The organism is Winogradskyella immobilis (assembly GCF_021887715.1).
Lineage (GTDB): Bacteria > Bacteroidota > Bacteroidia > Flavobacteriales > Flavobacteriaceae > Winogradskyella > Winogradskyella immobilis.
This window is the reverse complement of sequence record NZ_JAIQXX010000003.1, coordinates 138944-163904: the sequence shown is the minus strand read 5'-3', so window position 1 is coordinate 163904 and position 24961 is coordinate 138944. Positions and strand designations below refer to the sequence as shown.

The 24961-nt window shown below is 32.3% G+C and carries 24 protein-coding genes; 6 read left to right on the top strand and 18 right to left on the bottom strand.

Going from position 1 to position 24961, the window contains the following annotated elements; translation table 11 throughout:
- Positions 1–91: 91 nt before the first annotated feature.
- Entirely contained in the window at positions 92–1996 is a 1905-nt protein-coding gene (gene dnaK / locus K8Z87_RS03690; RefSeq protein ID WP_227476131.1) for a molecular chaperone DnaK, read from the bottom strand.
- 202 nt (positions 1997–2198) lie between these two features.
- Between dnaK and K8Z87_RS03685 the strand changes: the two genes are divergently transcribed.
- Positions 2199–2699, top strand: coding sequence for a dihydrolipoamide dehydrogenase (locus K8Z87_RS03685; protein WP_227476130.1), 501 nt, complete (start codon positions 2199–2201; stop codon positions 2697–2699).
- A gap of 141 nt (positions 2700–2840) precedes the next feature.
- Positions 2841–4265 (top strand): L-serine ammonia-lyase, encoded by a 1425-nt coding sequence (locus tag K8Z87_RS03680; RefSeq protein WP_227476129.1) that lies wholly within the window; start codon positions 2841–2843, stop codon positions 4263–4265.
- A gap of 74 nt (positions 4266–4339) precedes the next feature.
- Here the strand turns inward: K8Z87_RS03680 and K8Z87_RS03675 are convergent, their stop codons facing one another.
- Positions 4340–5743, bottom strand: coding sequence for a lactonase family protein (locus tag K8Z87_RS03675; protein ID WP_227476128.1), 1404 nt, complete (start codon positions 5741–5743; stop codon positions 4340–4342).
- Positions 5744–6239: 496 nt separating this feature from the next.
- On the bottom strand, positions 6240–6707 hold the full coding sequence (locus K8Z87_RS03670) for a nuclear transport factor 2 family protein (protein ID WP_227476127.1): 468 nt from the start codon (positions 6705–6707) through the stop codon (positions 6240–6242).
- 107 nt (positions 6708–6814) lie between these two features.
- Here K8Z87_RS03670 and panB point away from each other — a divergent pair, with 107 nt between their 5' ends.
- From panB to K8Z87_RS03655, 3 genes are all read left to right on the top strand, one after another.
- On the top strand, positions 6815–7633 hold the full coding sequence (gene panB / locus K8Z87_RS03665) for a 3-methyl-2-oxobutanoate hydroxymethyltransferase (protein ID WP_227476126.1): 819 nt from the start codon (positions 6815–6817) through the stop codon (positions 7631–7633).
- Between the two features lie 88 nt (positions 7634–7721).
- A complete protein-coding gene (locus K8Z87_RS03660) occupies positions 7722–8072 on the top strand; it encodes a four helix bundle protein (protein WP_227476125.1) in 351 nt (116 codons plus the stop codon).
- Between the two features lie 5 nt (positions 8073–8077).
- The gene (locus K8Z87_RS03655; RefSeq protein WP_407704194.1) at positions 8078–8785 is read left to right on the top strand and encodes an RluA family pseudouridine synthase; all 708 of its coding nucleotides are present in this window, start codon (positions 8078–8080) and stop codon (positions 8783–8785) included.
- On the opposite strand, the gene K8Z87_RS03650 is transcribed toward K8Z87_RS03655, so the two are convergent.
- From K8Z87_RS03650 to K8Z87_RS03605, 10 genes are all read right to left on the bottom strand, one after another.
- Positions 8782–9600 (bottom strand): sensor histidine kinase, encoded by an 819-nt coding sequence (locus K8Z87_RS03650; protein WP_227476124.1) that lies wholly within the window; start codon positions 9598–9600, stop codon positions 8782–8784. The two genes, K8Z87_RS03655 and K8Z87_RS03650, sit on opposite strands and share 4 nt — an antisense overlap.
- Positions 9593–10306, bottom strand: coding sequence for a hypothetical protein (locus K8Z87_RS03645; protein ID WP_227476123.1), 714 nt, complete (start codon positions 10304–10306; stop codon positions 9593–9595). Before K8Z87_RS03645 ends, K8Z87_RS03650 begins: the two co-directional genes overlap by 8 nt.
- A gap of 20 nt (positions 10307–10326) precedes the next feature.
- A complete protein-coding gene (locus K8Z87_RS03640) occupies positions 10327–11040 on the bottom strand; it encodes a hypothetical protein (RefSeq protein WP_227476122.1) in 714 nt (237 codons plus the stop codon).
- A 20-nt stretch (positions 11041–11060) separates the two neighbouring features.
- On the bottom strand, positions 11061–11783 hold the full coding sequence (locus K8Z87_RS03635; protein WP_227476121.1) for a hypothetical protein: 723 nt from the start codon (positions 11781–11783) through the stop codon (positions 11061–11063).
- Positions 11784–11813: 30 nt separating this feature from the next.
- Positions 11814–12539, bottom strand: a complete 726-nt coding sequence (locus K8Z87_RS03630) for a hypothetical protein (RefSeq protein ID WP_227476120.1) — start codon at positions 12537–12539, stop codon at positions 11814–11816.
- A 7-nt stretch (positions 12540–12546) separates the two neighbouring features.
- Positions 12547–12951, bottom strand: coding sequence for a hypothetical protein (locus K8Z87_RS03625; RefSeq protein WP_227476119.1), 405 nt, complete (start codon positions 12949–12951; stop codon positions 12547–12549).
- 89 nt (positions 12952–13040) lie between these two features.
- Positions 13041–13889: a 5-oxoprolinase subunit C family protein gene (locus tag K8Z87_RS03620; protein ID WP_227476118.1), complete on the bottom strand. Its 849-nt coding sequence runs from the start codon at positions 13887–13889 to the stop codon at positions 13041–13043.
- The gene (gene pxpB / locus K8Z87_RS03615) at positions 13882–14616 is read right to left on the bottom strand and encodes a 5-oxoprolinase subunit PxpB (protein ID WP_227476117.1); all 735 of its coding nucleotides are present in this window, start codon (positions 14614–14616) and stop codon (positions 13882–13884) included. Before pxpB ends, K8Z87_RS03620 begins: the two co-directional genes overlap by 8 nt.
- A gap of 5 nt (positions 14617–14621) precedes the next feature.
- Positions 14622–15356 (bottom strand): 5-oxoprolinase subunit PxpA, encoded by a 735-nt coding sequence (gene pxpA, locus K8Z87_RS03610; RefSeq protein ID WP_227476116.1) that lies wholly within the window; start codon positions 15354–15356, stop codon positions 14622–14624.
- Entirely contained in the window at positions 15356–16588 is a 1233-nt protein-coding gene (locus tag K8Z87_RS03605) for an Nramp family divalent metal transporter (RefSeq protein ID WP_227476115.1), read from the bottom strand. Before K8Z87_RS03605 ends, pxpA begins: the two co-directional genes overlap by 1 nt.
- 179 nt (positions 16589–16767) lie before the next feature.
- Between K8Z87_RS03605 and K8Z87_RS03600 the strand changes: the two genes are divergently transcribed.
- Positions 16768–18921 (top strand): hypothetical protein, encoded by a 2154-nt coding sequence (locus K8Z87_RS03600; protein ID WP_227476114.1) that lies wholly within the window; start codon positions 16768–16770, stop codon positions 18919–18921.
- An 88-nt stretch (positions 18922–19009) separates the two neighbouring features.
- On the opposite strand, the gene K8Z87_RS03595 is transcribed toward K8Z87_RS03600, so the two are convergent.
- Genes K8Z87_RS03595 through K8Z87_RS03575 form a run of 5 tightly spaced genes read right to left on the bottom strand, consistent with a single transcriptional unit; the run spans position 19010 to position 24940 of the window.
- Entirely contained in the window at positions 19010–20548 is a 1539-nt protein-coding gene (locus K8Z87_RS03595) for a YifB family Mg chelatase-like AAA ATPase (protein WP_227476113.1), read from the bottom strand.
- A gap of 28 nt (positions 20549–20576) precedes the next feature.
- Entirely contained in the window at positions 20577–21536 is a 960-nt protein-coding gene (locus K8Z87_RS03590; RefSeq protein WP_227476112.1) for a YheT family hydrolase, read from the bottom strand.
- Positions 21537–23198 carry an adenine deaminase gene (gene ade / locus K8Z87_RS03585; RefSeq protein WP_227476111.1) on the bottom strand — a complete coding sequence of 554 codons (1662 nt, stop codon included), beginning with the start codon at positions 23196–23198 and terminating at the stop codon, positions 21537–21539.
- Between the two features lie 28 nt (positions 23199–23226).
- Complete coding sequence (gene tilS / locus K8Z87_RS03580; RefSeq protein WP_227476110.1) at positions 23227–24543, bottom strand: tRNA lysidine(34) synthetase TilS; 1317 nt, start codon at positions 24541–24543, stop codon at positions 23227–23229.
- Positions 24544–24586: 43 nt separating this feature from the next.
- Positions 24587–24940, bottom strand: a complete 354-nt coding sequence (locus K8Z87_RS03575) for a four helix bundle protein (protein ID WP_227476109.1) — start codon at positions 24938–24940, stop codon at positions 24587–24589.
- Between the last annotated feature and the right edge of the window lie 21 nt (positions 24941–24961).

Genomic DNA, 24961 nt, shown 5'->3' with positions numbered 1-24961 from the left:
TTTCACTTCTTCGAAGTCTATACTTCGACTTCGCTCAGCACAGGCTACTTGACTTCTTCGAAGTCTATACTTCGACTTCGCTCAGCACAGGCTACTTGACTTCTTCGAAGTCTACGTCTTCAACGTTGTCTCCTTCTGCTTCTGGTTGACCTTGTGCTCCTGCATCTGGTCCTGCCGCTCCACCTTGAGCTTCTGCTTGCGCTTTGTACATTTCTTCACTAGCAACTTTCCAAGCTTCGTTGATTTTCTCTAAAGCAGGATCTATAATAGCGATATCTTTAGTTTCGTAAGCTTTCTTCAACTCTTCAAGTGCTTCTTCAATTGGTTGCTTCTTATCATCTGATAATTTATCTCCAAATTCTTTAAGTTGACTTTCTGTTTGAAAAATCATAGCATCAGCACTATTCAATTTATCTGCTGTTTCTTTTGCTTTTGCATCTGCATCTGCATTAGCTTCAGCTTCAGCTTTCATCTTTTGAATTTCTTCTTCTGTTAATCCTGAAGAGGCTTCAATACGGATGTCTTGAGTTTTATTTGTCGCTTTATCTGTTGCAGATACTTTAATAATACCATTAGCATCAATATCAAAAGTAACTTCAATCTGTGGTGTTCCACGTCTTGCTGGTGGAATGCCATCTAAATGGAAACGTCCAATTGTTTTATTATCTGGTGCCATTGGGCGCTCACCTTGTAAAACATGAATTTCAACCGATGGTTGATTATCTGCTGCTGTTGAAAATACTTGTGATTTTTTAGTAGGAATCGTTGTATTAGCTTCTATCAGCTTCGTCATTACATTACCCATAGTTTCAATACCAAGAGATAATGGAGTAACATCTAATAATAATACATCTTTAACATCACCAGTTAATACACCACCTTGAATACCAGCTCCAAGAGATACAACCTCATCTGGGTTAACTCCTTTACTTGGTGATTTTCCAAAGAATTTTTCTACAGCTTCTTGAACCGCAGGAATACGTGTTGAACCTCCAACTAAAATAACCTCATCAATATCACTCTTAGATAAACCTGCCGCTTTTAATGCAGATTCACATGGCTCTATTGTACGCTTAATTAAATCGTCTATTAACTGCTCAAATTTAGAGCGTGTTAATGTACGTACTAAGTGTTTTGGTCCACTAGCAGTTGCTGTAACATATGGTAAATTTACTTCTGTTTGCGCAGATGATGATAATTCAATCTTAGCTTTTTCTGCGGCTTCTTTAAGACGTTGTAAAGCCATTGGATCTTCACGTAGATCCATGTTTTCGTCTGCTTTAAATTCTTCAGCTAACCAATCGATAATACGTTGATCAACATCATCACCTCCTAAATGTGTATCTCCATCTGTAGATAATACTTCAAAAACGCCATCACCTAATTCTAGTATAGAAACATCATGCGTTCCTCCTCCAAAATCAAATACTACGATTTTTTGGTCAACTCCTTTTTTGTCCATTCCATAAGCTAATGCTGCTGCAGTTGGCTCATTAATAATACGTCTCACTTTTAAACCTGCTATTTCCCCAGCTTCTTTAGTGGCTTGACGCTGTGCATCGTTAAAATACGCTGGCACTGTAATTACAGCTTCAGATACATCTTGACCTAAATAATCTTCAGCGGTTTTCTTCATTTTTTGAAGAATCATTGCAGATAATTCTTGTGGTGTATATAAACGACCATCAATATCTACACGCGGTGTGTCATTGTCACCTTTAACTACTGTATATGGTACGCGTTCTGCTTCTTTTTTAGATTCAGAATATTTGTTACCCATAAAACGTTTTATAGAATAAACTGTTTTTGTAGGGTTTGTTACTGCTTGTCTTTTTGCTGGATCACCAACTTTAATTTCTCCGCCTTCAACAAAAGCGATAACTGAAGGTGTTGTACGTTTACCTTCAGCGTTTGGGATTACAACAGGCTCGTTACCTTCCATTACGGAAACGCAAGAGTTTGTTGTTCCTAAATCAATTCCAATAATCTTACTCATAATATATGTGTTGTTTAAATCATTTTTCCGTTTTCACGGAAATTATAATACTATTCATTTTTTTAACTCGTTATACCATAGTCAATCTCTATGCCATTGAAACAAATATGACATGATGTCAGATGTTACTTTTTTCTAAATATCATTGAAAAAAATAGTTTTGGTATAGCGTTTGATAGATATTAAGAAAACTATATATTTTATGAAACGAATACTTACACTTATTGCCGCATTTAGCATATTATTAACTGCATGTGAAGGAGACACTGGACCTCCTGGTCCTCAAGGTCCAGATGGAGTTAGTTTAGTTGGACAATCTTTTGAGCGCACTTTTGATATAGAAGCTCCTGACTATATAGAGACTATAGGTATCCCAGAAAATATTGATCTAATTGAAAGTGATATGGTTCTTGTTTATCATTTAGTTGGCGTAGATGATGATGGTTTTGATATATGGAGATTACTACCGGATACTGTTTTTACTAACGATGGACAACAATTTCAATATAATTTCCAACATCGATTTGATCTAGTTGATATATTTATTGAAGCCCCATCTACATTTGACTTTAATTCATTGCTCCCTGGTGATATCTTAGATCAAACATTTAGAATAGTTATTCTTCCTATAGATTTCATTAATAGTATTGATTTGAATCTTAATGATTTTAATGCAGTAATGGAACATGTAAGTCTCAATTAGAAATATAAGTAAAATTTGAGAATCACATTTTGAATATCACAATAGACATATCAATTTTGTTTACAAAAAACCTGAAATTAATTTCAGGTTTTTATATTTAGTAAATAGTATCTTTACACCTTAACTAAATCGATTTAGTCAATGGAAAGTATTTCTGTTTTTGATATGCTAAGTATTGGTGTAGGACCATCGAGTTCTCATACTCTTGGCCCATGGCGCGCTGCTAAGACATGGATTGAAAAATTACAGCATCAAGAGCAGTTTACCATGGTTTCTACAATTTCTGTAGAACTCTATGGGTCTTTAGCATTAACTGGTAAAGGTCATGCTACGGATATTGCAGTACTTATGGGATTATTAGGTAGTGATCCTGTTAGCTTTCCTATAGATGAGATTCCGAAGCAAATTGAAAACATAAAAGCTTCAAAAATTCTTGATTTAAATTCAGAAAAACCAATTCCGTTTGTTTTTAATGAAGCTATTTTATTTAATAGAACATTTCTAGACTTTCACCCTAACGGTATTGCATTTAATGCTACATTAAGAAATGGAAAACAAATTACCGATACTTATTATTCTATTGGTGGTGGTTTTGTTGTCCAAGAAGAAATGCAACGTGCAAAACGCCAAAAAGAAAAATTTAGTGCTTTTCCTTTTCCTATAGAAAAAGCAACTCAAATATTAGAGTATTGCAACTCTGAAGGTATTACTATAAGTGAACTTGTATTAAAAAATGAGTTATCCTTAAGATCTCCTGATAGAATTGATGACAAGTTAAAAGCGATATGGCGTGTAATGTTAGATAGTATGTACACGGGTTGCCATACCGAAGGTATACTTCCTGGCGGTCTTAATGTTATAAGGCGTGCTTATGAAACGCATGAGAAACTAAAAGGAGACAGTACTTATACTAATCCAAATGAATGGATTTCCGCTATTAGAGATACGGAAGTTAAATTTAGACAAATCTTAAAATGGGTATCGTGTTTTGCACTTGCTGTAAACGAAGTTAATGCTTCGCTCGGACGTGTAGTCACCGCACCCACAAATGGAAGTGCTGGTGTTATTCCTTCGGTTTTAATGTATTATCTAGTAATTGAAAATCATGATGGAAATTTTGATGATATCAAAAAATTCTTATTAGTCGCTGGTGAAATTGGTAGCTTATTTAAAAAAGGTGCCACTATATCTGCCGCTATGGGAGGCTGCCAAGCTGAAATTGGCGTCTCTTCTGCGATGGCTGCTGGAGCTTTAACTGAATTAATGGGAGGTTCACCAGAACAAGTGCTAATAGCTGCAGAAATTGCTATGGAACATCACTTAGGTTTAACATGCGACCCTATTGGAGGTTTAGTACAGATTCCATGTATAGAACGTAATGCCATGGGAGCAATAAAAGCTATTAATGCCTGCGAAATGGCTTTAGATAGAGATCCTAAAGATGCTAAAATACCCTTAGATAAAGTTATTGCTACCATGTGGGAAACTGCAAAAGATATGGCTTCTAAATATAAAGAAACTAGTGAAGGTGGTTTAGCAGTACAAGTGAATATGGCAGATTGTTAAATCTATTTTCTAAAAAAGGAAAAAGCCAAGAGATATCTACCTCCTGACTTTTTCACCAAACCAAACGAATAAAATTATATTGCTACAATTCCCTGAGTGTTAGTGTCTGGTAAATTGTTTGATTCTTCTCCTACTAATTCTAAACTAGTTCCGTTAATTCTATAAATTCCGATAGTTCCTTCTAAACCATATAATTGATATAAAAACTGCCCATCATCAGAAATCCACATATCAATCCAACCTTCTGTAGTACCAAATGCTGCTGCTGGATCTGTAGTATTACCTGTTGCTCCTGTTCCTTGAGCTGCAACTTGATCTATTAAAGCTACTGATCCATTATTAAAACTATATGAAGCTAAACCAGCTTCTATGGCATTAGATACAAAGAAGGTGTTACCATCTGCAGTAAAATCTAACCAACAAGCTGTTCTACCTGTATTACCTTCACCAGATCTTACATCTAAAGTAATTGGTGTTAATGTACCGTTTGCTTCAATTTGCCATGTCGATACAGATCCATCTTGTAATGCTGGGAAAGCTGGCGGAGCTCCATCGTATTGAAATTCTCTTGCTTCAGTAACTACTACGTAGTTATTTCCTACAATTTGAAAACCAATAGCAGAAGGTAAATTTCTTCCTATAACGCCATCAGCTTGCACTTCTGTATTTCCTCTTAATGTTGATGTTGCAGTTCCCCATGGTGTTTCACTTAATAATCCATTAGGACTAATATTGAATACTGTTAGCTCATCTTCACTTCCTGATCCTAATGCAGATGCACCTGAGTTAATTGCTGTAACGACTAACCATTGGCCATCCGGAGATATTTGCACAGCAGATGGTCGTATTCCTAAATCTCTTGTAGAATTAGCTATAGGCTGTAAACTTCCGTCTTCTAATAACCAATACCCTGTTACTGTTCCTTGATGCATTGGCTCACCACCAGCTAAAAATTCTGGTCTTGTAATGTTAGAAACATAAACTAATCCTCTGGTTCCATCTACTGTTACTGCCGCAGTTGTAGCAATACTATTTGGACCTATTGCGCCAGTTGGTTGTGGTGTACCTGCTACTGTTAGAGAATAATCTTCATTGATATTAAAAGCTGTAATGGTATTACTGCCAGCATTTACTGCCAGTAAGTTTGCATTATCATCTGTTTTGGTTAACGCATAAGCAGAAATTAATGGATCTAAACCTTCTCCTCCATCAAAATCTCCTCCACTACCTCCTGTAGCAAAACCACCAATAGGTGTTAGACCACCATTAACATCTCTACTATAGGCTATAATTGTATTTGCTCCTTGAACATTCCCTGCAATTTGACCATTTCCGTTAGTCATAGCATAAACAGCGCCAACAGCAACATTGGGTGAGTCATCAATAGTAACACTAGTATTATCGTCATCATTATTACATGAAACGATTGTTAAAGTTAAAACGAACAGTAATAATAAATTGAATTTGTAATTTTTCATTTTGATTTTTTTGAGTTTAAATTATTTTGTTTCTGAGATCATTCTTTCTTTATTAGAAAATCATAGCTGTCTTTCATTTACATGTATGAAATCAAATCTATCTCAGGTAATATTTAATCACTTTGTTTTGGCCAAAACTCAGTCTATGGTAATTAAGTTGATAAAGTATATTATACTAAAACTTAACATTGAATTAGTGTCTCTCATTTTTTCTTACTTACAAGAAAGAAATTGTTTAAAACGCTCTTATTAGTGTTAAAAAAATGTAAGTTTCACTATAGCAGAATTATAGAGAGAAGAAAATGACACGTTACTATTTTTGTTTTAACAATAGATTAACAATTTTTAACATTATAACAACCACACCGTTATTGAGTAAACGTTAGCTACCTAACATTAAAATATAAGAAGCATACGTTTTACAATTTGAAAATACAGCATAAAAAAGAAGACTATTTCTAGTCTTCTAAAGATGCTTTTAATATGTTATTTAAATTTAATTTTTTTTAGGTACGCAATGATCTCTTCGTCTAGTATCAACAAGGTAAATTATTTTCCATTCGCTATTGATTCTTATCAATTGGAATGAATTTACTCCGCAATGGCTAAATTTATTATCTATCCAAAATTCATAGGGAGTCCATGCATTGGCCATATCACCATCAACTTGTATACTAAAATCGGTGAGTTTTTCTTGAAAATTTCTTTCTTTAGGTATAGACGCTATTGAAGTAACAAATCTATTAAACTCACTTTTATTTAAAACTGTTTTCCCTTCATTATTCTTTGATATCGATTGTAAAATAATATCATCAGTAACCATACTTTTTAAAGCAATACTGTCTTGTTTATGAAAGGCTTCAAAGAATTTTATAATAGTTTCTTTTACTGCAGATTCTTGTGATGTTTGCGCATTAAGATTAAAGGATAATGCAATTACTAAAAACGTTAGTATTTGTTTCATGGTCTAGAAATTTCTTATAAAATACCAAAGTATTCTGTATTTATAATTGATATTAAAGAAAAATTTAACAAAACTGAGTATTTTTACAAACATAAATTTTTGAAACGATGTCAGTAGCAAAAAAAGAATACAAAAGAATTACAGTTAAATCTTTAGTAGATATGAAAGCGCGAGGAGAAAAAATCTCAATGCTTACCGCTTACGATTATACTATGGCTAAAATTGTTGATGGCTCTGGTGTAGACGTTATTTTAGTTGGTGATTCTGCTAGTAATGTTATGGCTGGCCATGAAACAACACTTCCTATTACATTAGATCAAATGATATATCATGCGTCTTCTGTTGTTAGAGCTATTGAGCGTTCGTTAGTTGTTGTCGATTTACCTTTTGGTACTTATCAGAGTGATCCTAAAGAAGCTTTACGTTCTGCAATTAGAATTATGAAAGAAAGTGGTGGTCATGCTGTGAAAATGGAAGGAGGCAAAGAAATTAAAGAATCTATAAAACGTATTCTTAATGCTGGTATTCCTGTAATGGGACATTTAGGGTTAACTCCACAATCTATCTATAAATTTGGAACTTATACCGTAAGAGCAAAAGAGGAGCAAGAAGCCTTACAACTCAAAGAAGATGCTTTAATGTTGGAGCGCGCCGGATGTTTTGCTATTGTATTAGAAAAAATACCTGCTAAGTTGGCTGAAGAAGTTGCTAAAAGTGTTAGCATACCTATTATTGGTATTGGTGCTGGTAATGGTGTAGATGGACAAGTTTTAGTAACTCATGATATGATAGGTATGACACATGAATTTAACCCTCGATTTTTACGTCGCTACATGAATTTGTATGAAGATATGACCAAAGCCTGTTCTCAATATAAAGATGATGTAAAGAGTGGAGATTTTCCTAGTGATAATGAGCAGTATTAAACTTAGATTGTTAGATTGTTGGATTGTTGGATTGTTGGATTGTTGGATTGTTGGATTGTTGGAAAATTAAAATATATAAAAGTAAACAATGCACAGGTTTAAAGATTTAGAAATATGGAAAAAGGGTAGACTCTTCTGCTCTAACATTTACACTATTACTTCTAATTTTCCTGATTATGAAAAATTTGGACTTACAAATCAACTCAGAAGAGCATCTGTTTCTATTCCTTCAAATATTGCTGAAGGATCTTCAAGACATTCTAATAAAGATTTTTCTAGGTTCCTTCAAATAACCTTAGGTTCTGCTTATGAAGTAGAGACACAGTTATTAATAGCCTTCGATTTGAATTTTATTAATAAAGAAGAACTTGATGATTTATTAAAGCAATTAGAATCAATTATAAAAATGACCTCAAAGTTTAAATCTACTTTAAAGTAATCTAAGTGATCCAAAAATCTAAAGCTCTATCAAATTCATATAATCTTCAAGTTATTTATGAAGACAATCATATTATTGTCGTCAATAAACGTGCTGGCGATATTGTACAAGGTGATAAAACTGGTGACCAACCTTTAAGTGAAATCGTAAAGGCATATATCGCGGATAAATACAATAAATCTGGTAATGTATATTTAGGTGTTGTACATCGCTTAGATCGTCCTACAACGGGTATTGTATTGTTCTCAAAAACCAGCAAGGCTTTACCACGATTAAACAAGCTATTTGCTGAAAAGAAAGCTCAAAAAACGTATTGGGCTTTAGTTAAAAACACACCTCCTAAACAAAAAGACACCCTAACACATTGGCTAAAGAAAAATCCTAAAAACAATAAATCTACAGCTTACAAAAAAGAAATTCCTCAAAGCAAAAAAGCAATTCTTCATTATAGCGTAATTAAAAAATTAGATAATTTTTATTTATTAGAAATTCAATTAGAAACTGGGCGTCATCACCAAATACGAAGTCAATTATCTAGTATTGGCTGTCCTATAAAAGGAGATTTGAAATATGGCTTTGATCGCAGCAATAAAGATGCTAGCATTAGCTTGCATGCAAAATCCTTAGAGTTTATACATCCTGTAAAAAAAGAATTGATACGTGTTGAAGCTCCTTTACCAAATGATAGTATATGGAAAGCCTGTTTGGATTAATTAGCTACAAAAGGATAGCTTAACTGTAATTCCGTTCCTTTTCCTAATTCTGATTTTAAATTAAATGTTGTATTTATAAGTTCTGCGCGTTTTTGCATGTTAATGAGGCCCGAACCTTTTTCAACAGTATTGACATCAAAACCATTACCATCATCTTTAATACTAATACTTAAGCCTTTTAGGGTATAATTGATATTGATATGAATATGTTCTGCTTCTGCATATTTTATAGTGTTAGAGAAGAACTCTTGCATAATTCTAAACAAAATAATTTCGTCTTTTTTGTTTTCAAAATTTATTTTTTCTCCTTCTATATTTAAATACGCTTCTAAACGCCCTGCTCTATTGAGGCGCTCCACTTCATTAATAACAGTCTTATCAAAACCTAAATTATAAATAACATCACTATTCAATGATTTAGACAAAGCTCTTACTTCAGTTAAACTTTCTTTTAATACTGCAGCAGCTTCTTCAGCTTTTGGCTTTAGAGCGTCATCTACTTTACGTACTACGGCATTCATTTGCATGGTGGCTACTGTCATTAATTGCCCAACATTATCATGCAGCTCTCTACCTACATGCTTTAAAGTCTCGTCTTGTATTTCTTGCTGAGTTTTTAACAGTTCTTCATCAAACTGACGTTGTTGCTCTATATTATCGAGTAATAATTTGTTTTTACGCTTTTGAAAAACCACAAAAAATATAATAATAAGACTAGATATGGCTAGTATTACAAATAACATATACACTAACAAATAGCGCTCTGCTTCAGAGGATACTTGTTGACTTTGATATAGAAGTAAATAATTAATCATTAATAGCGTTTTCAGGTTTACCAAATATAAGAACTAATGAGAATCCTATATACATAAATAAATTAACGTAGAAGTAAATAGCACTTCTCAATTTTACATATTCTGGATCTTGCAAATTATAATATTGATTATAAAACCCTAATGGCATTGTGATTAACAACCATAAAAACACAATACATGCTATATAAAATATATTGGTTTTATAAAAAACTAATAGTTTATTTGATTGTAATATTTCAATAAAATAGAGTGATATAGAAATTACCAAAAGTAAATTCCCTGCTAATCTTAGTGACACAAGACCAGAGCTAAAGAACTGATCAAATTGCGTAACGATTGTAATAATAGTAAAAATTAAAAATAAGAAGGACAACCATTTAATTAGTTTCTTATATAATTTAGTCTTAATAAACTTAGAAAAAAACCAGCTGTAAAAAAGCATCGCTCCTATACTCCAATATAATGCGCCCAACCAATAGTTTTGCCTTAAGATTGTTGTATCTAGAAATGATAAAATCCCATCATACCTAACGGAATATGTGTAATACATTAGACATTCAAAGAAAGCTAAATAAATCAAAAAATATGTAAAATATCGAATTACAGAATATTTATACTTCTTATAACTTAATAACCCAGTAATTGCAGCAATTATAATAACTAAACTTTGCAATATTCCTGTAATATCATCAAAAATTCGTATCATATCTGCAACCTAATCAGTCATTATTCATTAATACCCTTTTCAGGTTTACCAAATATAAGAACTAACGCAAAACCTAAATACATAAATAAATTAACGTAGAAATAAATCATCTTCCTTAATTTTATATATGCAGGATCCTTTAAATTATAATAGTGGTCATAGAACCCTAATGGCATAGTAATTAGCAGCCATAAAATCACAATACATGCTATATAAAAGATATAGGTTTTATAAAAAACTAGTAGTTTATCTAATTGTAATATCTCAACAAAATATAATGATATAGAAATTATCAGCAGTAAATTTCCTGCTATAGTTATTTCCATAAGATTAGATTTAAAAAACTTCTCAAATTGTATAACAATTGAAAAAGTTGCAAAAACTAAAAACGAAAAAGACAACAGTCTTATTATTTTTTTATAACGCCTATTCTTAATGAATTTAGAAAAAAACCAGCTATAAAAGAGCATTGCGCCTATATCCCAATGCAAAGTTCCTAACCAATAGTTTTGCCTAAAAATTGTTGTATCTAGAAATGATAATACCCCATTATATCGTACAGAATAAGTATATTTCATTAAAAATGTAAATAAAGCAATATAGAATAATAAATATATAAAATATCGCATCATAGAATGCTTATATTTCCTATAATAAAACCATGCTGCTATTCCTGCTATTATGATTACTAAATTGTATAAAACTGTATAAATATTATCAAAAATATGTATCATATCTGCAACCTAATCAGTCATTATTCATTAATACTCTTTTCAGGTTTACCAAATATAAGCACTAATGTGAATCCTATGTACATAAAGACATTTGCGAAAAACCGTATGAACCATTGTAAATTAGTATACTGTTCATCTAAGGCATTAAAATAATCGTTAAAGAACATCAACGGTGTAATAATTAACCACCAAATTAATAATATAAAAGCTATGTGAAAATCAATTTGTTTATATAATTTAATATGAACACTACTAGTTAAAATATCTAGAAAGAAAAGAACTATTATAACCAATAAATTTATTAAAGAATATACATTAATGAAATAAGATGAAGAATTTCGAAGATTATCCCAATAAAAACTTAGATAGAAAATAGAAACTATTACAAAACTTGTTGTAATCCATTTTATTAAATCTCTAAACAATTTTACTTTTATGCTATTGTGAAAATAAAAAGCATAAAAAACAGAACTCCCTATGACCCAAAATATAGTATACCACCAATAGTTACGTTGAAATACTGTACCAGAAACCAATGATTTTAACCATTTAAAAGTTTCTGTATTAAGGTAACCAGGATAGCGCGCAATAATCTCACCTAAAAGTACAAATAATGAAAAATATATAAAATAAATAACCCTAGTAGATTTATACTTATTAAAAAACATAAAACCAACTATTACTGGGATAGCTTCTATTACTCTTGTTAAAAGACTGTAATTTTTTAATATAAAGTCACTCAATATTTGGTTATAATTAAAAGAAATTCAAAGTTAATTATTAATACTCTTTTCAGGTTTACCAAATATAAGTATTGATGCAAACCCTATATACATAAATAAATTAGCTAATAAATAAACTTGCCATTGAAGTAAAATGAAATTCCAATCTGATGTATTAAAATATATATTGAAAAATGAGATTGGTGTGACAATTAATAACCATAAAAATAAGATAACGCTAATCCAAAAATTAATAGTTTTGTAAAAGTTATTAATCTTATCACTATTCAAAAGTTCTATAAAATAGAACACAATTGAAATTATTATAGCTATAGCTGAAAAGCATTCAATAAATACCAGTCCAGAATAAGATAATTCTTTCCAAAAGATAAACAGGTATATAATTGAACTAATTAAAAATAATTGACGTATAAATTTTAAAAATTTAATAAATCTTTCATTGTGTAATATCTTTTGGTAAAAAAATGTAAAGAAAACCGTTTTGCCAATTTCCCAGAAAAGTGTAAACCACCAATGATTTTTTTCAAATACTGTTCCTTCAACATAATTTTTCAAAGGCTCAAAAAAATCATAATTTTCAAAATATCTGGGATAACTTCCTAAAAAATTGTAACAATTAACATATATAAGAAACCATATAAAATATTTAACAGTAGTATTTTTAAATTTCTTATATAAAATTATCCCAACAATAGCTGGGATAATTACAATAATTCTATCTAATAATATATAATACTCTTTAATAAACTCTAACATCTATCCATTATTGCGGATAACCTGATCCTGGTGGGTCTCCCTCTGGCCCTTTATTTAAACCATCGCCACCTGGAATATCCCCATTATCTCCATCTCCATCATCTTTACCAAGGCCGCCTGCGTATGTTGGTACTATAAATGATGTTGCATAGCAATCGTCTTCACTATGCGCTCCACAATAAACACGTATGCCATTCATCTCATAACCTAATTTTTTAGCTTGCTTTTTAGCATGTTTTATATACGCTTTTAAATCTTCTAATGACCACCAAGATGAGCGGTTGTCTTCAGTAACTTTACCTCCCGTAACATCGCTAATGCACTGATTCATAGCCTCCGCACGTGTTTCCCCCCATTCATCATTCAGCTTTTTAGCTTCAGTTGATGTAATTAATCCTTTAATTTTTGCCATGTTAATGTATGTCTTTAAGTTAATAGTATGCTAAATTTATAAAAGAATTGTAAAAATGAATATGTAATAAAAATAACTTATTAACAAGGTTATTCGCTCATATTAAAGGTGAATGTATCTCCTGTCTTTTTTTGCGCTAAACTATATCTTGCCGAATCAGATAATTGCAAAACCCTAGGGTAGCCACCTGCTGTTTGTCCGTCGCTCATTAAAACAATTAATTTCCCCGAAGGTGGTAATTGTACTGTTCCTGGTTGCACTAATGAGGTAATTATGGGTTTTAAATTGTTTTCAATAGCATCCTCTAATTGATAAGCCATACGGTTATTATCTTTAGACACTGTAAATGTTTTATTTAATAATTGCTTTTGCTGAGTTTTAGACAAATTATCAAATTCAGGACCTTTGTATACCGGTAGTGATTTCGTGTTAAAATGTGTTTTATCAATTTTTATTGAAGCATTTGAAGTAGCTGCATTTGTATTTAAATCTTTAATAGGCAACAACTCTCCTTTTTGTGTTATAAACTGCTCCGTTACATTTTTATACATACTACGGCTTCCCATAACCTTTTCTGTTTGAAAGCCTCCACAAACGCCTAAATATGCTCTAAAGCCATAATTAAGTTTACCGAATGATAATATATCATCAGGCTTTATAGTGTATCTTTTATTTAAACTTACAGCGTTACCATTGAGTTTTGGGGACAAATCAGCGCCAGTAATGCAAATAGCAGTTGTTTTTATAAATTTTAGAGTAGGACCCGTCATAGTAATTTCGAGTACGGCATTATTCTCATTATTACCTAACAATGCATTAGCAATTTTGGCAGATTGCTCGTCCATTGCACCAGAATATGGCACGCCATAATCGTGATACGCTATTCTGCCCAAATCTTGAATTGTGGAATAAAACCCTGGTTTAACAACTTCAATCATTTATGGGCTCTTGTTTTATATGATAAACTCCTGCTTCTACCAATGTTTTAATATCATTATATTCCTTTAATGAGACTGATTCAAATTTTATTTTATCTCCTTGTTTAGCAAAACAAGGTTCTTGTAGATTGACATCAAAAAAATGGATTGGAGAATTGCCAATAATATTCCAACCTCCTGGGCTTACATTTGGGTATACACCAGTTTGATTTCCTCCTATACCAACAGCACCTTTTTTAATCTGTAAACGTGGTGAAGATCTGCGCGGATGATGTAGTTTTTTATCTAAGCCACCTAGGTAATAAAACCCAGGTAAAAACCCTATAAAATAAATGGTATAAATGTCATTAGAATGCCATTGAATAATATCATCTATTGAGCATTTTTTTGATAGAGCCAAGTCTTCTAAATCAATTGCAAATTTGGTATCATAACACACAGGTATTCTCCAAAGTACAGCTTCTTTTTGTTTACTTGATTTTGAAGGTTTATATAAGGCTTTTAATATTAAAAAAGCATCATTGATATTATCAATAGCGTTTATGTAATTTATTAATATTGAGTTATATGCAGATTTTACTTCAATTATTGATTTAATACTACTCTTAACTATGCTTTCTTTATAATTAAGAACATCATAAAGCACATTTTCATTAATTTCTGGTGGCCATTCTATTAAAATTGAGCGTTCCCCAAAACGTTTATATGTAAGTTTATAACCACTCAAAACACCTACTCTATTTCAATACCAGATTGTATTAAATTTGCCCTAAGCGCACTAATTAATTCTATAGCTTTTGGGTTATCACCATGCACGCAAAATGTCTTTGCTTCAATGGCGATATCTTCGCCATTAGGCAACCTTACTTTTTTATCTATGACCATTCGATGTACGTGCGAAAACATTTCATCCGGATCTGTAATTATAGCATTAGATAATGCTCTAGAGACAAGCGTTAAATCTTTGTTGTAGTTTCTATCTGCAAAGCCTTCATAAATAATAGAAAGTCCTGCTTCAATAGCTAAACGTTCTGTTACAGAATTATAAGGCACATACAGGTGTTTATCTTTATAGCCCTGCATAGCTTCAACAATCGCTTTTGCTGTAGCTTCGTCTTTAGATGCCATATCATAAAGCGCTCCATGAGGTTTAATATGATACAATTCTACTCCATTATTATCTAAAACCTGTTTTAGCGCTTCTATTTGCTCTATAATGCAATTCACTAATTCATTATGCGGCATGTGCATTGGTTGGCGACCAAAATTTTCTTTATCAGGAAAAGATGGATGCGCCCCGGCTTTAACATTATACTGCTTGCACAATTTTACTACCGTATCCATTGTGTCTTGGTCACCTGCATGACCACCACAAGCGATATTGCATGATGATATATTAGGAATTAAAAAAGCTTCGTTGCCTACACCTTCTCCAACATCGCAATTAAGGTCTACTTTATAAATCATTAAAATATATTTAAATGAAACACTTTATTTAATGTCGCTACTGATAATAGTATACTAATAGCAAGGATCGCAAAGCCAAAAACATTTTGAGTAGTAGTGTTTTTGTTATCTCCTAGTAGAGAAGACTTATTCATAATCCATATTAAAAAGCCTGCGATGACAGGCAACAGTATACCGTTAGCCACTTGAGCAAATTTTATAATTTCAATAGATTTTATCCCTAATGAAGAGAAGAGAATTCCTAGAATTAAAATCACCATCCAAACTGCACGAAATTTTTTAGATTTTAAATTAGATTTCCATCCTAAACATCCATTAGCTACAAATGCAGCCGCTAAAGGCGCTGTAATAGCGCTTGTAATGCCTGCTGCAAAAAGACCTATACTTAAAAAGTATTTTGCGTAGCTTCCAAATAGTGGCTCTAAACCTTTAGCCAAATCAGATGCATTAGATACTTCTGTTGCTTGTATAGACACGCCTGCCATCATAATACACATAGACACAATACCACCAAAAATAACAGCGATAAAGGTATCTTTTCGCACATGTTTTAAATCTTTTTTATCATGCCATTTTTCTTTTACTAATGATGCATGCAAAAACAAGTTATAAGGTGGCACTGTTGTACCCACTAAAGCTATAATAGTAAGTAAACTTTCTTCTGGAAACTTAGGAATAAAAGCACCTTTAAACACCGCTACTAAATTAGGCTTGGTCATAATAGCAGTAATTATAAATGCTAAACTCATTAAAATAACCAACGTAATAAGCACGCGTTCTAACACTTTATAATTACCTAGGTAAAGCAACACAAAAGCTATGATTCCTATAAGTATACTCAATCCGTTTACAGAAACACTTCCTATGTCAAAACTAGGGTTACCTATAATAGTTTCTAATCCTAATACTCCACCGCTAATATTACCAGCCTCATAAGCTGCATTACCCACAACTATTGCTGATAAAATAAGAACTACAGCAAATACTTTAGCTACTGGATGTTTAATCTCTGAACGGATAGTTTCTGAAAGTCCTTTCTGCGATATTAATCCCAATCGTGCTGACATTTCTTGTAGCACTACTGTAAAAATTATAGCTAACGTCATTGCCCAAAGCAAGCTATACCCAAAGCCAACGCCTGCTAATGTACATACAGTAACTGTACCTGGGCCAATGAATGCTGCTGCAACTAAAGGTCCTGGACCTATATTTTTAAAGATGTTTTTGAACATTATAGAATAGTTTTCAAAACTTAAGCTAAGTTTTAATACATCCAAAAATACAATATTTGTAGTATACGATTATTCTAATTTAGAATATTAAATTTTAAAAAACATACCATTTCAACAGAATTAATTATCTTTCCTTTTTAATTGAAAAATCACAGCATAAATATTTGATTAAGTGGTAAATGGAAAAACAGAACCGCAAAAAGAAATGGATTAACACCTTAAAATTCTTTGCAGCTTACTTGGTTGCTGCATGGACGTTTCTACAATTTGTAGATTGGGCGCTCAACCGCTATCATATATCTCCTTATTGGGTAGATATTTTACTGTGGTTTTTTATTGGCATTATTCCATCTTTACTCATTTATCTTTATCACCAAGACCGCTTAAATAAACGAGTATTTAAACGGCACGAAAAAATTATATTTCCTTTAAATATTCTTTTAATATTAATTGTAACCTATTTTGGTTTTGGTAATAGCGACCTTGGTGCTACTACAAAAACTATAGCATACGAGGATGAACAAGGTAAGCAACAAAGTGCTTTAATAACCAAAGAAGAATTTAGAGAAGGGTTTTATGTGTTTCCTTTTAAGCCTAAAAAAGTAGATAGCACAAAAGCATGGCTACAGTATGGTATTAACTATTTAACGCACCAAGATTTGTTGCAAAATAAAAATTTAACCCCAGTACTTTCTTATGTGCAAAACACAGCAGACAAAGCAAGAATAACCAGTTATTTTTATGATTATTATGTAGATGGTGAATTTGAAATTATAGATAGTACTTATACCATTAATACATTTATTAGAGATAGTAAAAGTGCCGAGGTTATTAAGCAAGAAACCTTTACTGGCAACGATGTTTTAGAGCTTATAGATGACATTACAGTTTTTGTAACTAACCATTTTACCTCTAACGAGTTTAATACCCCAAAACATTTAGATTTAGAGGTTAAGGAATTTACCAGCAGCTCACTTAAAGCTATTGAATATTTTATGCAAAGTGACTATACTAAAGCTGTAAAAGAAGACAACACCTTTGCCTTAGCGTATCTACTAGATGCAAAAAGAAAATTAACATATAGTCAGAGTAAATTTGAAGAACGACAGCTTGCAGATAAAGCCTACCAATATCGCTCTAAACTACCTTTGCAAAAACGTGGAGAAACACTAATACTAAAAAATTTAGCCTACGATGAGTTTGAGAATGCAGAAAAATTAATAAAACTGCAATTAGAGGTAAATCCTAGTGACGACAGCTATAACAGTACGCTCTATAGTATTTATGGCAGAACTAAAAATTTAAAAGCCTATACACAACGTGCCTATGATGCCTATGCTAGCAATAAAAATGAAGTCAACGCTTATAATGTAATAGAAGCTGGTTTAATACGAGAAGATTACGATTATCTATTAGAAGAAATAGATATAAGTGACAAAAAACAAGTTAATGATGAATATATTTTTCATTTAAAATTAAGACCACTATTACATGAGGGTAACATTGATGAAGCTCAAAAAATACAGAACAAATTTAAACTCCTTGAGCCAGATTTTAAAAACCTCACCAAGGTTTATGATACTGCTATTGCTTATTTAAAGAATAACAAATCTACAATAGAAAAATTAAAACCCTTTGAAGGTACTTATCGCTCAAATATTGGTGAACAAACTTTTGATTTTTGGATTGAAAACAACACCTTATTACAATATGTCTCTAACCAAATTATTTTTGTTTATCTACTAGCAGGAGATACAAAAATTGTGAGTGGTACACCTATAAGAGGAAGAACGTGGTTAAAAGAATTTTTTACTGATGAAAATGGTGAGTTTTTTAAAATAAAAACGGAGCAAAATAATTTTAATAGTACTGATATATTTTGGTATTGGAAAATAGATGAAACTATAGAAAAAGCAGAACAGTTATTTGAAGCCAAAGAATTAGACAGCGCTAAAATTGCTTACCAAAAAGCGATTAAAGCCAACCCTAAACACTACTTTTTAAAAGACGTATTAGCACATATTAATTATGTACAAAACACAGATTCTTTAACACTAGATAAACAACTTAAAAGTGTTGTTGGTACTTATGGTCCACGGACTTTTTGGATAGAAAATGATAGGTTGTTTTATAAAAGAGGAAATGATGTAAAAATAGAGTTATTACCTATTAGTGAAAATCGTTATATGAATATGACCAAACTAAGAGATCATTTAGCGTTCACTTACGAAGGAAATAATGTAATTAATTCTTTTGGTTACCAATACGATATAGAAAATGAAATATGGATTAAATTAGATATAGCTAGAAATACTTTTAAAAAGGATGATTAAATACTCGCCTTGAAAACTCAAAAAATTTAGTGTTGATAAAATAAGATTCCTGCCTTATTTCGACAAGCTCAACACAAGTCCAGGAATTTCAGCCCAACCAACCTTCTCTATCTAAGCTTCTGTATTGAATGGCTTCACTAATGTGATTCCCTGTAACATCATTAGAGTTTTCTAGATCGGCAATGGTTCTTGATACTTTGAGAATTCTATCATACGCTCTTGCAGATAAGTTTAAACGCTCCATAGCAGATTTTAGCAGTTGAAGAGATACCTCATCTAATTTACAATATGCTCGTATTTGTTTGGTATTCATTTGTGCATTATAATGCACATTTTCTAATGCTGAAAAACGTTCTGTTTGTAATTCCCTAGCTTTTGTAACACGTTTTCGTATGTCTACAGATGATTCACCTTTACGCTCATCTGAGAGTTTCTCAAATGGTACAGGTGTCACTTCAATATGTATATCAATTCTATCTAGTAAAGGTCCAGAAATTTTACCCATATAACGTTGCATCTCTGCTGGCGATGATGTAATCGGTGCATCAGGGTCGTTAAAATAACCACTAGGACTCGGGTTCATACTTGCTACTAACATAAAAGATGATGGATACGTCACTGTAAATTTTGCTCTAGAAATGGTCACTTCTCTATCTTCTAATGGCTGACGCATAACTTCTAAAACTTCACGTTTAAACTCTGGAAGCTCGTCTAAAAACAATACGCCATTATGTGATAATGATATTTCTCCGGGTTGCGGATAACTTCCACCTCCAACTAATGCAACGTTGCTAATAGTATGATGCGGGGATCTAAACGGGCGTTGTGACATTAATCCTGCATGCGCCTTTACTCTACCCACTACCGAATGTATTTTGGTCGTTTCTAAAGCTTCATGGAGTGTCATTGGCGGTAAAATACTCGGCAGGCGCTTTGCCAACATGGTTTTACCAGAACCTGGTGGTCCTATTAAAATAATATTATGACCACCGGCTGCGGCGATTTCCATACAGCGTTTTATACTCTCCTGCCCTTTAACATCCGCAAAATCAAATTCAGGAAAATCGAGGTTTTTATAAAATTCTTCTCGCGTATTAATTATGGTTTGCTCTAAAGCTTCCTCTTTATCAAAATGGTTAATCACCTGTGTGATATTATCAACTCCATACACTTTTAAATCATCAACAATAGCAGCTTCTTTTGCATTCTGACTCGGTAAAATAAATCCTTTAAAGCCTTCTGCTCTTGCTTTTACAGCTATAGGCAAAGCTCCTTTTATGGGTTGCAAACTTCCATCTAGAGATAGCTCACCCATAATCAAATAATCTTCTAAATGTTCTGCCTGTATTTGTTTGGATGCTGCTAAAATTCCGATCGCTAACGTTAAATCATAAGCAGAGCCCTCTTTCCGTAAATCGGCAGGCGCCATATTAATGGTAATCTTCTTTCCTGGAATTTTATAACTGTTATTTTGAAGTGCCGCAGCAATACGGTAATTACTCTCTTTAATAGCGTTATCTGGTAGACCTACCAAATGATATCCTATACCTTTATCTACATTAACCTCAACAGTTATCGTGGATGCTTCAACACCAAAGACAGCACTTGCAAAAACTTTTTTAAGCATAAGTCATTAATTTGTTTAAATCTACAAATTAAAGCGCATTAATAAAATCTAATGCTCTCTTTTCATTGTAATACACATTACCTTTAGCTATAAACCCAACATGGCCACCATGTTTTGGCATTTCAAGATATAAATTAGTATTTTCCTTAGCTTCTTTTACTGGAAAACATGAAGCCGATAAAAAAGAATCGTTAAGCGCATTTATAATTAATGACGGCACTTTAATATTAGGCAAAAATTGCAAACAACTTGCCTTAGCATAATAGTCTTCAGCATCTAAAAAACCATGTGCTTTAGAGGTGTAAATATCATCAAAATCTTTTAATGTTTTTATAGCATTATAATCTGCTGTAGAAATCTGATTGGGATATTTTTCAATCTTAGCAATCAATTTTTTCTTTAGATGCGCTAAAAATCGAATGGCATAAACTTTGTTTTTAAGTTTAAGTAGCTCTGTGCAAGAAGCACTTAAATCACATGGAGCAGAGATGGCAATTACAGCTTTTACTTCATGAGGCACCACTTTGTCTTCGCCAACATATTTTAATACCATATTTGCTCCCAAACTAATGCCTTTGATATAAATTTGAGAATATGATTTTGTTTTGATAACATGATTTACCACATCATGCAAATCTTCTGTGGCGCCAGAATGATACGATCTATATTTTAAATTATCTTCTCCACTACAACTCCTAAAATTAACAGCAACAGCATCAATACCATTAGTATTAAAATGTTTAGCTGTACCGGTTATATATGGACGTTGCCCATTACCTTCTAAACCATGCAGTAAAATAATAAGCTGATTACTTTTTTGATTTGCATAACTCCAATCTAAATCTAAAAAATCATCATCACTAAGTGTTATACGTTCTCTGGTTTGATTTAAACCCTTGATTTTTCGTATTAGTCCTGAATATACTGTGGATACAAAACCACTTTTACTCCAAAATCTCGGTTGATAGGTCGATTCTATTATCGGCATTTAACTAACTTCTAAAGATGTAAATTGAAATGTACTGCCATTAAACAAACCTTTATCACTTAATTTTAAGGCAGGTATCACCAACAAGGCCATAAACGATAGACTCATATAAGGTGCATGAAGTTGGCTTCCTAGTTGTTTTGCTATTTTATCTAATTCGGCATATTGTTGCCCAATCGTCTCTGCATCTTTATCACTCATAATTCCTGCTACTGGCAAAGGCACAACTTTTGTTTCTGTATCACTCACTGCACAAATGCCTCCTTTATGCTCAATCAATACATTTACGGCTTTGCAAATGGCTTCGTCAGAAACTCCAACTGCAATAATATTATGCGAATCGTGACCTACTGAACTTGCAATAGCTCCTTCTTTTAATCCAAAATTTTTAATAAACGCCATTGCTGGTTTATCATCTAGATTACTATCGGGGTTGTAGCGATTAACTACAGTCATTTTTAGGATATCCGTTTCCGTATTAGAAATTAAATTTCCGTTATCTATTAAAGCATCTGCTATAATCTCATTGGTTATCAATTCGCCATCCAAACATTCAATAACTCTAATTTTAGCTTGTCCTGAGCGTAGTCGAAGAGTAGTATTAGATTCAAACTTAAAATCTGCTACTACTTTTTTATTTGTATTGAAATTATTGAGAATTTCAAAATCTACAGATTTGATATTTGACACGCCATTATCGAACACCAATTTCCCATCAATATAAGTTTGAAGTGTTTTAAATTGTTTTAAATCTTCTATAACTATGAAATCTGCTGCGTCTCCTTCATTTAACAATCCTACTTCAAGATTATAGTGCTTCACAGGATTAATACAAGCTGCTTGTAACACCTTAAAAACATCTATTCCATTAGCGACAGCTCGTGCACATAATTGATTGATATGACCTAAAAGTAAATCATCTGGATGTTTATCATCGCTACAAAACATCATGTTTTTATAATGCTCAGGCAGTAAATCTATTAGAGCTTCAAAATTTTTAGCTGCACTACCTTCTCGTATAATCACCTTCATACCCTTTTGAAGTTTCTCTAAGGCTTCTTCATAAGTGAAACATTCGTGATCTGTTGAAATTCCTGCTGCTATGTATTTAGAAATATCATTACCTCGTAATCCTGGCGCATGTCCGTCTATAGGTTTATTAAAATGTTTTGCCCATTCTATCTTTTTTAAAACTTCAGCGTCATCAAAAAGCACTCCTGGGTAATTCATCATTTCTGCTAGATATTTAATCTCTGGATTTGCCATCAATGCTTTTATATCATCAGAATTAATAATAGCACCTGAAGATTCAAAACTAGTTGCTGGCACACAAGATGGCGCCCCAAAATTAAATTTAAACGGAGTTTGTTTTCCGTTCTCAATCATAAACTCAACTCCCCTAACTCCTAATACATTAGCAATTTCATGAGGATCAGAAACCGTAGCTACAGTGCCATGCTTTACTGCAATTTTAGCAAACTCAGATGGTACTAACATAGAGCTTTCTATATGTATATGTGCATCTACAAAAGCAGGTAATATATAATGATTCGCTTCACAGTCTTTTTCTATAATACCGGTAATCTTGCCATCTACAAAGGTAATTTCACCTTTAAAAATGCGTTTGTTTTCTACATCGACTATGTTTCCTTCTAGTTTCATATTGACTTCGACTGCGCTCAGACTGACATTATTTTTTCATTATTATTTTTAGAATTTGAGTTGTGGTGTCGCTTACTTTAAAACGCTCATCCATTCGCTTACCAACAACCCAAACAATCTTATCTTTTGAAGTTAAAACCCATGTGTTTTCCTTTTCTAAAAGTGACGCTTTTTCGTCTTTAAGATATTTACTTATTTTCTTCTTGCCTTGCATTCCTGAAGGCTGAAAAACGTCTCCTTCTTTCCAAATACGTAATGTCAATGGAAATTTTAATTGTGTTTTGTCTAGATATACTTCTAAATCTAAATTTCCTGTAATTGCGCTAACTGTTTCAAAATGCAATTCTCCAAAAGGAGCCTCAACACATGTTTCACTTTTGGTAATTGAGATTGGTAAATGCGTATCAATATTTAGCTCTGCTAATAAGATGACATCTCTATGTTTTATTAAACGATGCGTGTTAGACTGTACATACTTTCCTGATTGCGCTTCTAGTAAGTCTAAAACATCATTCCATTCCGTAAAACCATAAGTTTTAAACAGTTCAAACAAGTACGGTTTTGGACTATCTAAGGCTTTAAATTCTGAAATTTTATACGCTGTTATTGCATAATTAGATGTAACCTCAGCACGCTTTTTAAATGCATCTATATGATGATTAGCAATAGCTTCCGTTCCTTTAAGGTTATCTATGGTTTGCTTAAAACTATCTAACAACTGCGGATTAATTTCTTTTAATATTGGTACTACCTCGTGCCGTAATTTATTTCTGAGGTATTTGCGCGAGTTATTACTAAGATCTTCTCTCCATTGTATTTCATTAGCTCTAGCATAGGTTTCAATAGCCTCTCTAGAAAACATTAATAAAGGTCGTACTATATTATTATTTATAGCAGGAATTCCTGTTAGTCCATTAATACCTGTACCTCGTGTGAAATTAATAAGAAAAGTTTCTAGATTGTCATCGGCATGATGCGCAGTTAATATATAATCAAAATTTAATTGCTCTACTAAATCTTGAAACCAATCATAACGTAACTCACGTGCTGCCATTTGAATTGATACTTTATGCAATTCGGCATAAGCATTAGTATCAAAATTTTGAACAAAGCATTCTACATCTAATTCCTCTGCCAAATTCAATACAAACGCTTCGTCTTTATCACTTTCTTCCCCTCGTAAATTAAAATTACAATGTGCTAGAACAAAACTTAAATCAAGTGCCTTACATAAATGCGATAGTACCACAGAATCTAAACCTCCAGAAATGGCAATGATGATTTTACTTTCTTTTAAGAAAGGGAAGTTTTGGTTAATGTGATTTTTGAAATTGGTTAAAGGCATTAATTAATAGCAATAAGGCATTAGTTAAAAGGGATAAGTATAATTAGCTTTTTAATTTCTTGATTAAGCTGTTTAACATTTTTTCAACTTCTATAGAAAGGTTTATTATTTCTTTCAAGTCTTCTTTTTTAATAAATTTTAAATTCAGTGCAATTTCAAATTGCGTTTGCATTTCATATAAAGATCCTCGTGAAATTTGAAGGAACCTAGAATAATCTTTTGTATAATTCCGTCCGTAACCTTCTGCAATATTTGAAGGTACAGAAACAGCGCTTCTCTTAATTTGAGATATTAGTCCAAACCTTTCTTCTTCTGGAAATTTTGATACAATCTCATAAACAATCGTAACTAAACGAACTGATTTTTGCCAGACGATTAGGTCTCTATAACTCTTCATAATTCAAATTTAGTTGATTGT

What these genes read in the sequence shown, in the direction of transcription:
- panB (WP_227476126.1), top strand. Translation starts at nt 6,815, where the DNA reads ATGTCAGTAGCAAAAAAAGAATACAAAAGAATTACAGTTAAATCTTTA.
- K8Z87_RS03590 (WP_227476112.1), bottom strand. Translation starts at nt 21,536, where the DNA reads ATGCCGATAATAGAATCGACCTATCAACCGAGATTTTGGAGTAAAAGT.
- K8Z87_RS03575 (WP_227476109.1), bottom strand. Translation starts at nt 24,940, where the DNA reads ATGAAGAGTTATAGAGACCTAATCGTCTGGCAAAAATCAGTTCGTTTA.
- K8Z87_RS03640 (WP_227476122.1), bottom strand. Translation starts at nt 11,040, where the DNA reads ATGATACATATTTTTGATAATATTTATACAGTTTTATACAATTTAGTA.
- K8Z87_RS03680 (WP_227476129.1), top strand. Translation starts at nt 2,841, where the DNA reads ATGGAAAGTATTTCTGTTTTTGATATGCTAAGTATTGGTGTAGGACCA.
- K8Z87_RS03630 (WP_227476120.1), bottom strand. Translation starts at nt 12,539, where the DNA reads ATGTTAGAGTTTATTAAAGAGTATTATATATTATTAGATAGAATTATT.
- K8Z87_RS03645 (WP_227476123.1), bottom strand. Translation starts at nt 10,306, where the DNA reads ATGATACGAATTTTTGATGATATTACAGGAATATTGCAAAGTTTAGTT.
- K8Z87_RS03650 (WP_227476124.1), bottom strand. Translation starts at nt 9,600, where the DNA reads ATGATTAATTATTTACTTCTATATCAAAGTCAACAAGTATCCTCTGAA.
- pxpA (WP_227476116.1), bottom strand. Translation starts at nt 15,356, where the DNA reads ATGATTTATAAAGTAGACCTTAATTGCGATGTTGGAGAAGGTGTAGGC.
- ade (WP_227476111.1), bottom strand. Translation starts at nt 23,198, where the DNA reads ATGAAACTAGAAGGAAACATAGTCGATGTAGAAAACAAACGCATTTTT.
- K8Z87_RS03605 (WP_227476115.1), bottom strand. Translation starts at nt 16,588, where the DNA reads ATGTTCAAAAACATCTTTAAAAATATAGGTCCAGGACCTTTAGTTGCA.
- K8Z87_RS03595 (WP_227476113.1), bottom strand. Translation starts at nt 20,548, where the DNA reads ATGCTTAAAAAAGTTTTTGCAAGTGCTGTCTTTGGTGTTGAAGCATCC.
- K8Z87_RS03625 (WP_227476119.1), bottom strand. Translation starts at nt 12,951, where the DNA reads ATGGCAAAAATTAAAGGATTAATTACATCAACTGAAGCTAAAAAGCTG.
- dnaK (WP_227476131.1), bottom strand. Translation starts at nt 1,996, where the DNA reads ATGAGTAAGATTATTGGAATTGATTTAGGAACAACAAACTCTTGCGTT.
- tilS (WP_227476110.1), bottom strand. Translation starts at nt 24,543, where the DNA reads ATGCCTTTAACCAATTTCAAAAATCACATTAACCAAAACTTCCCTTTC.
- K8Z87_RS03675 (WP_227476128.1), bottom strand. Translation starts at nt 5,743, where the DNA reads ATGAAAAATTACAAATTCAATTTATTATTACTGTTCGTTTTAACTTTA.
- K8Z87_RS03670 (WP_227476127.1), bottom strand. Translation starts at nt 6,707, where the DNA reads ATGAAACAAATACTAACGTTTTTAGTAATTGCATTATCCTTTAATCTT.
- K8Z87_RS03600 (WP_227476114.1), top strand. Translation starts at nt 16,768, where the DNA reads ATGGAAAAACAGAACCGCAAAAAGAAATGGATTAACACCTTAAAATTC.
- K8Z87_RS03620 (WP_227476118.1), bottom strand. Translation starts at nt 13,889, where the DNA reads ATGATTGAAGTTGTTAAACCAGGGTTTTATTCCACAATTCAAGATTTG.
- K8Z87_RS03685 (WP_227476130.1), top strand. Translation starts at nt 2,199, where the DNA reads ATGAAACGAATACTTACACTTATTGCCGCATTTAGCATATTATTAACT.
- K8Z87_RS03660 (WP_227476125.1), top strand. Translation starts at nt 7,722, where the DNA reads ATGCACAGGTTTAAAGATTTAGAAATATGGAAAAAGGGTAGACTCTTC.